The organism is Streptococcus sp. 1449 (genome assembly GCF_013276805.1).
GTDB lineage: Bacteria > Bacillota > Bacilli > Lactobacillales > Streptococcaceae > Streptococcus > Streptococcus pseudopneumoniae.
Window position 1 is genome coordinate 93790 of sequence record NZ_VMLS01000002.1, and the last position, 10474, is coordinate 104263.

8 protein-coding genes and 3 pseudogenes are annotated in these 10474 nt (G+C 41.4%); 2 read left to right on the forward strand and 9 right to left on the reverse strand.

Going from position 1 to position 10474, the window contains the following annotated elements; all coding sequences use genetic code 11:
• Nucleotides 1-59 precede the first annotated feature (59 nt).
• Nucleotides 60-844 (reverse strand): annotated as a pseudogene (locus tag HT687_RS00575) (IS630 family transposase).
• A gap of 41 nt (nt 845-885) precedes the next feature.
• A pseudogene (locus tag HT687_RS00580) lies at nt 886-1025 on the reverse strand (IS630 transposase-related protein); the annotation flags it as partial.
• A 130-nt stretch (nt 1026-1155) separates the two neighbouring features.
• Between HT687_RS00580 and HT687_RS00585 the strand changes: the two are divergent.
• Nucleotides 1156-1954: pseudogene (locus tag HT687_RS00585) on the forward strand (IS5 family transposase); the annotation flags it as partial.
• Between the two features lie 145 nt (nt 1955-2099).
• Here HT687_RS00585 and aguB read toward each other — a convergent pair.
• Genes aguB through HT687_RS00615 form a run of 6 tightly spaced genes read right to left on the reverse strand, consistent with a single transcriptional unit; the run spans nt 2100 to nt 8771 of the window.
• Nucleotides 2100-2975, reverse strand: coding sequence for an N-carbamoylputrescine amidase (gene aguB, locus HT687_RS00590; RefSeq protein ID WP_023937523.1), 876 nt, complete (start codon nt 2973-2975; stop codon nt 2100-2102).
• A 9-nt stretch (nt 2976-2984) separates the two neighbouring features.
• Nucleotides 2985-4070: an agmatine deiminase gene (aguA, locus tag HT687_RS00595; protein ID WP_023937525.1), complete on the reverse strand. Its 1086-nt coding sequence runs from the start codon at nt 4068-4070 to the stop codon at nt 2985-2987.
• Entirely contained in the window at nt 4067-5194 is a 1128-nt protein-coding gene (nspC, locus tag HT687_RS00600) for a carboxynorspermidine decarboxylase (protein WP_023937527.1), read from the reverse strand. The genes aguA and nspC overlap by 4 nt, the downstream gene beginning before the upstream one ends.
• The gene (locus HT687_RS00605; protein WP_054388368.1) at nt 5194-6453 is read right to left on the reverse strand and encodes a saccharopine dehydrogenase family protein; all 1260 of its coding nucleotides are present in this window, start codon (nt 6451-6453) and stop codon (nt 5194-5196) included. The genes nspC and HT687_RS00605 overlap by 1 nt, the downstream gene beginning before the upstream one ends.
• Nucleotides 6450-7310, reverse strand: coding sequence for a polyamine aminopropyltransferase (gene speE, locus HT687_RS00610; RefSeq protein ID WP_000366713.1), 861 nt, complete (start codon nt 7308-7310; stop codon nt 6450-6452). Before speE ends, HT687_RS00605 begins: the two co-directional genes overlap by 4 nt.
• Complete coding sequence (locus HT687_RS00615) at nt 7311-8771, reverse strand: aminotransferase class I/II-fold pyridoxal phosphate-dependent enzyme (protein ID WP_023937530.1); 1461 nt, start codon at nt 8769-8771, stop codon at nt 7311-7313.
• Nucleotides 8772-9480: 709 nt separating this feature from the next.
• Between HT687_RS00615 and HT687_RS00620 the strand changes: the two genes are divergently transcribed.
• Nucleotides 9481-10176: a VIT family protein gene (locus HT687_RS00620; protein ID WP_023937531.1), complete on the forward strand. Its 696-nt coding sequence runs from the start codon at nt 9481-9483 to the stop codon at nt 10174-10176.
• Nucleotides 10177-10204: 28 nt separating this feature from the next.
• Here the strand turns inward: HT687_RS00620 and HT687_RS00625 are convergent.
• Nucleotides 10205-10474 (reverse strand): hypothetical protein (locus HT687_RS00625; protein WP_172924035.1); only part of this gene is annotated, 270 nt, incomplete at its 5' end.

Sequence of the window (10474 nt, forward strand, 5' to 3'; positions counted from 1 at the left end):
TTATTCCAAAACTTTCCTAAAATCTCAGCGTCTTCCAGCTCTGCTTCATAATCTAATACTCATCTGCTTTCAAAAAGCATTCTATTCCATCTCCGATTAACGATGGACTTTATCACCTCCTTCTCCAGTCCTTGTATAACATCTTGAAGTTGATTCATGATATCTTCCAATATGGGCATCAACAGCTCCATAACAATAGCGAAATTCTCGTATATGGTGACTATGGACATGTGGACCTACTCCCATTGAAGCCCAACAAGATCCCAGTTTACTGATTCTACCGAAACCAGACTCATCTTGGTACATCAAGCGAACCTTACGAAAATGCCTACTGGTTTTAAAGCGCTTTCTTGTCTTCTTGAATTGAGATTTTATTTTTAGACGCGACAATGGTTTGAGAGTCTGCTTTCTTGGGATGTTCTGGACGTGGCCTAATATTTCGCCAACCATGGCGCTTCAAGAGTTGATAGAAGGCATCACGTGTGTAGGAAGGATCTAACTCCTTTGTATAAGCCTGAAATAAGGCATCAATTGTAACAAATTCTCCTGCCTCTGCAGCCTTCAAATGACGGGCAAGAAAGGCTTTCTCTTCCTCAATTGTCATATATGCATGGTTACGACAACCACGTGTTTCTTGAAGGAGAGAATCGCGTCCGAACTCCTCATATTTTTTTACAGTTGGCCAAATCGTTGTTTGATTACAGCCTAAAAGCTCTATAATCTCTTTATAAGATTTACCCATCAGACGAAATAGAACGATTTGAAGGCGTTTATGATATTTAGCTGTACTAGAGTCTTTTAAAAGTGTTTTGATAGCTTGGATTTCTTCTTTAGTTGATTTCATATTACTACTATATAATGCTTTTTTATTTTAGTTTAGTATGAGTGTCCTTGTTCACGTCTTTCTTTTCCCACATGAAGAGAGTTCTGACGCCAACATCAAAAACCTTGGCTGCCTCGACATGGCTGTGCCCCTCTTTGATGTAATCTAATTCTCGATGTTTAAAATCTGTACTATATGCCATAGCTTTATTATAACATGCTTGTTTGAAACTAAGAAAATATCAAAACTCCATAATTGTTTTTCTAAAATACAGCTTTCAAATATCCTTAAATATAATAGACTTCCTGTGAAACAAAAATATGATACAATAAAATTATGAAGCAAGTAAACAACTAACTGATACACGATTTAAGCTCCTTGTTGCTGTTCAGCGCACGACTTTTGAAGAGATGTGAGCTGTATTGAAAACAGCTTATCAAGGTAAACACGCAAAAGGGGGACGAAAACCTAAACTAAGCTTAGAAGACCTTCTTATGGCGACTTCAATATGTGCGAGAATATCGAACTTATGAAGAAATTGCGGCTGATTTTGGTATTCACGAAAGCAACTTAACCCATCGGAGTCAATGGGTTGAAGTAACTCTTGTTCAAAGTGGTTTTACGATTTCAAGAACTCCTCTCAGTTCTGAGGACACGGTAATGATTGATGCGACGGAAGTAAAAATCCATCGCCCTAAAAAACAATTAGCGAATGATTCTGGTAAAAAGAAATGCCACGCTATGAAGGCTCAAGCGATTGTCACAAGTCAAGGGAGAATTGTTTCTTTGGAGATCACTGTGAACTATTGTCATGATATGAAGTTGTTCAAAATGAGTCGCAGAAATATCGGACAAGCTGGTAAAATCTTGTCTGACAGTGGTTATCAAGGAATCATGAAGCTATATCCTCAAGCACAAACTCCACGTAAATCCAGCAAACTCAAGCCGCTAACAGCTGAAGAGAAAGCCTGTAACCATGCGCTATCTAAGGAGAGAAGCAAGGTTGAGAACATCTTTGCCAAAGTAAAAACGTTTAAAATGTTTTCAACAACCTATCGAAATCATCGTAAACGCTTCAGATTACGAATGAATTTGATTGTTGGTATTATCAATCATGAACTAGGATTCTAGTTTTGCAGGAAGTCTAGTATAAAATACGGACTAATCAAGATAAAAGAATAGTGAATCATAAAAATCGATTTACTAGATACCATAGTATCTTATAGTTGCTAATAAGAAGTTAGTCTAGCAGAATGAACCTCTCATTTCTCCCCTACTAGTCCGTAATTCGTTGATACATTTCTGGTCTTCTATCTCGAAACAAGCCCCAGTTTAGGCGTTCACTTGCTCCCTTGTCTAGGTCATAAGTAGCTAACAGAACAGCTTCTTCTTGTCTTTCAGCTCGTTCTAGAATAGCTCCTGTTTCATCCGTCATAAAGGAGGAACCGTAGAAGTCAAGACTGGAACTCTGTCCGCCATTTTCCTCACTAGGCGTGACCTCTTCCAATCCATAACGATTGGCTGAGATGACTGGAACAATATTTGCTGCTGCGTGTCCTTGCATGGTACGTTGCCAATGACCACAACTATCCGTATCTAAAATTGGCTCTGAACCAATGGCTGTAGGATAAAAGAGCAATTCAGCACCATTTAACGCAAGACAGCGGGCTGTTTCAGGGAACCATTGATCCCAACAGATACCGATCCCGATCTTGGCATAGAGAGTATCCCAGACCTTGAAACCTGTGTTGCCAGGTGTGAAATAAAATTTTTCTTGATAATAATGGTCATCTGGTATGTGGGTCTTTCGATAAACACCCAGCACCTCACCATCTGCATCAATGACGGCAATAGAGTTATACAAGACATTACCATCTTTTTCATAGAAACTGATTGGTAAAACGACCTTTAGCTCCTTGGCAATGGTTTTAAAATGCTGAATAGCTGTATTGTCTGTCACCGACTGGGCATGCTGGTAGTAGTCATACTGACGTTCCTGACAGAAATAGGGACGTTCAAACAACTCGGGCAAGAGAATAATTTGTGCGCCTTGTTCTGCAGCCTGACGTACTAAACGCTCTGCGGTTTGAATATTTGTTGCCACATCCTTGGCGCATTGCATCTGAATGGCTGCAACTCTTACATTTCTCATCTTTTTCTCCTATTCTGGGATTTGTTGGGTGATACAGTGGATATTGCCACCACCTAAGAGAATATCTCTGGCTGGAATTCCGACAACTTTACGGTCTGGGAAACACTCACTGAGAATATCTAAGGCTACTTGGTCGTTTTTATCTTGAAACTGAGGAACTAGGACAGCCTTGTTGGCAATATAAAAGTTTACGTAGGAAGCTGCTAGTCGTTCACCTGCGTATCGCTCTTCTTCTCCTTCTTCATAGATGTAGCCTGGCAAATCCTCTTCGGTTACAACTTGATGAAGAGCTGGAATTGGAAGTTTATGAATAGTGAAGTGACGACCTTTTGCATCTGTTTCTTGCTCTAAGAATTCGAGATCTGCTTTTGACATGGCATACTGAGGATCGTTTTGATCATCTGTCCAAGCCAAAACAAGCTCTGCAGGACCAACAAAGGCTGAAACATTGTCAACGTGTTCATTGGTTTCATCCTGATAAATACCATAAGGAAGCCAAATAACTTTTTCAGCGCCAAGGCACTCTAATAAGGTATTTTCGATTTCCTCTTTACTAAGATGAGGATTGCGACCAGGACTAAGCAAACAACTTTCAGTCACGAGAATGGTTCCTTGACCATCGCTATGTATCGCTCCGCCTTCTAGGACAAAAGGTTTGGCATCATAAACAGGCATTTCCAAGGCCTCAGCAAAATTACTGGCTACTTGATCATCATCTTCATAGTCTTGGTAGAGACCATCTACAGCTCCACCCCAAGCATTGAAAGACCAATCCACGGCTAATTTCTGGCCTTTATCATTGACAAGAATGGTTGGGCCTGTATCACGCGCCCAGGCATCATTGGTGGGAATGTCTAAATAAACAACCTTGTCTCCAAGATAAGATTGGGCTTCAGCTAAGTAGTCTTGGTCCACCAAAAGATAGACTCTTTCTCCTTCTGCTATGGTCTTAATAATCTGGCTGAAAGCTCTTTTAGCAGCCTTTCCTTGAAAGGGCCATGAACCTGGTCGAGTCGGCCATATCATGAGGGTACCATGATGTAGTTCGTACTCTGCTGGCATACGATAGCCTAATTTTGTGGGACTGTCCATCATGATAATCTCCCTTTAAAATCTTGATAGCCAAAGGCTTTGACTAAGCTACAGTCACCCTGATCATCCATGAGATAAAGACTTGGCAATCCAATACCATTAAAGGTATTATTTTTAACAAATGAGTAAATAGCCATGTCCTCAAAGTAAAGTCTATCTCCAATCTCAACAGGATTTTCAAAACTATAATCACCAATTACATCGCCCGTCAGACAGGTATTAGAAGAAAGTCTGTAGGTATGGGCTTTTTCCTGTGCCTCAAAGCCATTTCTCAAAGGTGGACGATAGGGCATCTCAAGTACATCAGGCATATGGCAGGTCGCAGAGGCATCTAAAACCAAGATTTCCATACCGTTTTCTACAATATCTAATACCTCAGTTGTTAAATAACCCGCATTGAGCGCAATAGCTTCACCAGGCTCGATGTAAACATCGAGTTGATAGGTTTCGCGAATACGATTAATCTCAGAAATCAGCAAGTCCACATCATAGTCATCTCTTGTAATATGATGTCCACCACCCATATTGAGCCATTTGACCTCATGTAAGTAAGGACCAAACTTCGCTTCTACTGCTTTCAAAGTTGTTTGTAAATCATCTGCTCCCTGCTCGCAAAGGGTGTGAAAATGAAGACCATCCACCAAATCCAGCAAATCACTAGGAATTTTATCTAGTGTAACGCCAAAACGAGAACCAGGTGCACAAGGGTCATAGAGCGCATGGTCACCCTGTGTTGAACACTGAGGATTGAGACGTAAACCAACACTGATACCAGCCTCCCGACAACGAGGCCCGTGTTTGCGCAACTGCCTCTCTGAGTTAAAGACGATATGGTCCGTTATCTCTAGTAATTCCTCCATGTCCGCATCCTTAAAGGCTGGCGCAAAGACATGGACTTCACCCGGGAACTCTTCTCTAGCGAGCTTAGCTTCATAGAGTCCACTGGCTGTCGTACCAGATAGATACTGGCTAATCAAGGGATAGGTTTTGTAAAGGGAATATGCCTTCTGGGCAAGCAAAACCTTGCAACCAGATTCTTCTTGTACATATTGTAAAATGCGGCAGTTGCCTTCTAACTTTGCCAAGTCAATGATGTAAGCTGGCGTTGGTACTTGTTCTAACTTCATTAGTCCACCATTTGTGGATTCTCAACCACAACCCAAGGCAAACCATACTCATTCAAAGCTTCCATGAATGGATCTGGATCTAATTCTTCAAGGTTGTAAACTCCTGCTTGTTTCCAAGTACCATTCATAACTAATTTTGTCCCAATCATGGCTGGAACGCCTGTCGTGTAAGAAATGGCTTGTGAACCAACTTCTGCGTAACATTCCTGATGGTCGCAGACATTGTAGATGTAGATGGTCTTTTCAACGCCATCTTTGACACCTGTAAAGATACAACCGATATTGGTTTTACCAACCGTGCGTGGACCAAGGCTGGCTGGATCTGGAAGCAAGGCTTTTAAGAATTGAATTGGAACAATGTCTTGTCCATTGAAGTTAATGGTATCCGTACGAAGGAGTCCAACATTTTCAAGACATTTCATGTGCGTCAAGTAAGATTGACCAAAGGTCATAAAGAAACGAATGCGTTTGACACCTGGAATGTTCTTGACCAATGATTCAATTTCTTCATGGTGAAGGAGATACATGTCTTTTTGTCCGACCTGAGGGAAATCGTACTCACGCTTGATTGACATAGCTTCCACTTCAACCCACCTACCATCTTCCCAGTAAGAACCTGGCGCAGAAACCTCACGTAGGTTGATTTCTGGGTTAAAGTTTGTCGCAAATGGATAACCGTGCTCACCACCATTACAGTCTAAAATGTCGATATAGTGGATTTCATCAAAGTAGTGTTTGAGAGCATAGGCAGAAAAGACGCTGGTCACACCTGGGTCAAAACCAGAACCAAGAAGAGCGGTCAAGCCAGCTTCTTTGAATTTCTCCTGATAAGCCCATTGCCATGAGTAGTCAAAGTAGGCTGTAAAACCAAGTTCCTTGCAACGTTTCTCATAGATGGCACGCCACTCAGGATCTTCTGTATCCTCTGCCTCGTAGTTAGCTGTGTCGATATAGTGGACACCTGTTGCCAAACAGGCATCCATAATTGTTAAATCTTGATATGGTAAAGCTACGTTCAAAACAGCTTCTGGCTTGTAGCTTTCAATCAAGGCAATGACTTCTTGAACCTTGTCAGCATCAAGAGCAGCTGTCTCAATCTTTGTACTTGTTTTGCCTTCTAACTTCGCTTTCAAGTCATCACATTTTGACTTGGTACGGCTGGCAATCATAATCTCTGTAAAGGTTTCGCTATCCTGACAAATCTTTGAAATAGCAACTTGGGCAACGCCCCCACATCCAATAACTAATAAACGACTCATTTTTTTCCTTCCTCTTCTTCTAAAATGTCCTCAACATACTTGGGCAACATAAAGGCTCCCACGTGTAAGTTTGCAGTGTAGTATTCTGTGAAAAGCTGGCGTTTTTTCCAGCCTTCCTTGTCAAAATCTTTGACAGGGTGGTATTTTTTCGAAGCAAATCCAAACAACCAATAGCCAGCTGGACTGGTTGGTATATGGGCCTGATAAACCCGACTGATTGGAAAGGCTTGATTGACCTTGCGATGCATGCTTCGGCAAGCTGACTCATCCTCATCAAAGAAGGGACTCCCATGCTGGTAAATCATTATACCGTCTTCTTTCAGAGCACGATAACTATTACCGTAAAATTCCTTGGTAAAGAGCCCTTCCGTATGTCCAAATGGATCCGTCGCGTCGTTGATGATAATATCATAGTCATCTTCGCAGTTTCGCAAAAAGCGTAGCCCATTTTGGTAGTAAATAGTAACACGTGGATCATCTAGCCCTGCAGCAAAGTCTGGGAAATACTCACGACAAACCTCAACCAACATCTCATCTGGTTCCACGATATCGATTTGTTCCAGCTCAGGATAGAGTGTTAATACTTGAGCAACACCACCGTCGCCACCCCCAATAACCAAGACTTTCTTTGGATTGGGATGCACAGCCATGGGAACATGAACGGTCATTTCGTTGTAGACAAAGTCATCCGCATCTGAAAACAAGACGTGCCCATTTAAAATCAGTATTTTCCCAAAAGCTGGGGTATCCAAGACTTCGATATCCTGCCATTCACTTTTACCAGCGTAGAGTTGCTTGGCTGTTCGCAGGGACAATTTGACATCTGGAGTATGAACTTCAGAAAACCATAAATCCATCTAGTTATCCTTTCTCTTAATGACGTTGATGTGATTGACCTCAGGATCTTCCGTCCCTTGGAGGGAGCAACCACGTTCCTTAGCAAATTGGATATAGTCTACAATTTCACGAGTAATGCGTTCACCAGGAGCCAAGATAGGAATCCCTGGAGGATAGCACATGACAAATTCTCCACAGACCTGTCCAACAGATTCATCCAAGGTCAAACTTTTTCTCTCTGAATAGAAGGCTTCCTGAGGAGATAACACCAACTCGGGCTGAATATATTCTCCTGCTATCAAGTCCTTCCCATCTCGTGAATAGAGTCTCTTGATGTCAGCCAAAGCACCGACCAAGCGCTCGATGTCTTGGATGCGATCACCAATCGAAATATAGGCCAAGATATTGCCAATATCACCAAACTCAATCTGAATGTCGTATTCGTCTCGTAGGAAGTCATAAACCTCGATACCTGTTAAGCCAATACCCTGAGTGTAAACTGACAGCTTGGTTACATCAAAATCACAGACCGACACACCATCTATTAACTCTTTTGAGTAGGCATAGTATCCACCGATAGCATTGATTTCACGGCGAGCATACTCAGACAGTTCAATGACCTTTTCAAACGACTCTTTACCACGAAGGGCCAAGTTGCGACGTGAAATATCCAAACTAGCCATCAACAGGTAAGAAGCAGATGTTGATTGGGTCAGGTTGATGATCTGACGAACGTATTCAGAATTCATCGGCTCCCCGATAAGTAAAATGGAGCTTTGGGTCAAACTCCCACCAGACTTATGCATGGAAACTGCTGCCATATCAGCCCCTGCATCCATAGCAGAAATTGGAAGTTTATCAGTGAAATGCAAATGCGCTCCGTGGGCTTCATCTACTAAAACCATCATGCCAGCTTCATGAGCCATTTCTGTCAAACCCTTTAGGTCTGAACAGATGCCATAGTAAGTAGGATTGTTAATCAAAATGGCCTTGGCATCTGGATGGTCCTTTATGGCCTGGGCTACTCGGTCATTTTCAAGACCTAAAGCGATACCAATCTTAGGATCTACACTCATCTCGATATAGATGGGAATGGCACCACATAGAACCAGCGCATTGATGGCAGATTTGTGAACATTTCTCGGAAGAATAATCTTATCTCCTGCCTTGCAGGTTGACAGAATCATAGTCTGCACCGATGAGGTTGTTCCACCAATCATGAGAAAAGCATGGCTAGCTCCAAAAGCATCTGCAGCCAGCTCCTCTGCATCTCGAATAATCGAAATAGGGTGTCCTAGATTATCCAAGGGTTTCATCGAATTGACATCAATGCCTACACATTTTTCTCCTAACAGTTCGACAAGTTCTGGATTTCCTCGTCCACGCTTGTGACCTGGAACATCAAAGGGAACAATCCTTTTCTTGCGTAACTTCACCAAAGCCTCATAAATTGGGGCTTGGTTTTGATCTAACTTCTTCAAGACTTACTCCTTTACCGTATTTTTAGTGCCTCAAGAAGATAAAGGCGACTAAAGGTTGACTCATGAAAAAAGAGCAGGTTTCCACCTGCTCTGCAATCTTCTGACGTTTTTATGTTTGTTTCTGTTGAGTATGTCTGTTCCCGATGTTTCCTAACTCTCTAGTAGCAAATATTACGTACTTTATTGATCGTTTCACAAGATGACGTGTGCTTTCACCACACTAAAAATTTATGAATTAGGACAAGTGTCCTAACATCAACTTATAAAAGTAGGCTTTTAACCCTATCAATAATGTGGTTTTTCAACCACGCTTCGGCATTCAACCCTGCCTGTCCGTAGGCATTTTTTACTCGGGTTTATATTTGCTAGAAAACATCATCTCATTTTCTAAGCTTTATTACTATATCATGTTTTTAAGAACTTGTAAAGCGGTTTACGAAAAAAATATAAAAAGTTCGCAAAATAGTTGGATTTTATTTGATTTAATACTCATTATTCTCTTGTAAACGATTATAAAGTGAACAAAATGTTTATCCTATTTAATTTAAAATTTTTTATGCTATTCTATACTCTTTACCTTCGGTGTTTGATCTATCAGAGAAGATGTCGATATTTTTATATCATTAAAATCGTGCAACTTTTTTCAGATACTTTTAAAAGATTGATTTCATTACCTCTTTCCTTTATACTGGATAAAAAGGAGAATAGTATGTCAGAAACAAATCACGAAATCGATTCAAATTTTGCAGGTCGTTTAAATATCCTGCGTGCGGGTGTTCTTGGTGCCAATGATGGGATTATTTCCATTGCTGGTGTGGTTATCGGAGTTGCTAGTGCCACGACCAATATCTGGATTATCTTTTTATCAGGATTTGCAGCTATCTTAGCTGGTGCCTTTTCAATGGCTGGTGGAGCATATGTATCCGTTTCAACTCAAAAAGATACTGAGGAAGCAGCCGTTGCGCGTGAGCAGCTCTTGCTAGACCAAGATATGGAACTAGCCAAAAAGTCCCTCTATGCTGCCTATATCCAAAATGGAGAATGCGAAACCTCTGCTCAACTTTTGACTACCAAAGCCTTTTTAAATAATCCACTCAAGGCTTTGGTAGAGGAAAAATACGGTATTGAGTATGAAGAGTTTACCAATCCTTGGCATGCTGCCATCTCTAGCTTTATTTCTTTTTTCCTTGGAAGTTTGCCTCCAATGCTCTCAGTGACCATTTTCCCAAGTGAATACCGCATCCCTGTTACTGTCCTTATCGTCGGTGTGGCCCTTCTTCTCACTGGTTATACTAGTGCCAAACTTGGAAAAGCCCCAACCAAAACAGCTATGATTCGGAACCTTGCTATTGGTCTCTTAACTATGGGCGTTACCTTCTTACTCGGACAACTTTTCAGTATTTAATACTCTTCGAAAATCTCTTCAAACCACGTCAGCGTCGCCTTGCCGTATATATGTTACTGACTTCGTCAGTTCTATCTGCAACCTCAAAACAGTGTTTTGAGCTGACTTCGTCAGTTCTATCTGCAACCTCAAAACAGTGTTTTGAGCTGACTTCGTCAGTTCTATCTGCAACCTCAAAACAGTGTTTTGAGCTGACTTCGTCAGTTCTATCTGCAACCTCAAAACAGTGTTTTGAGCTGACTTCGTCAGTTCTATCTGCAACCTCAAAACAGTGTTTTGAGCTGACTTCGTCAGTTCT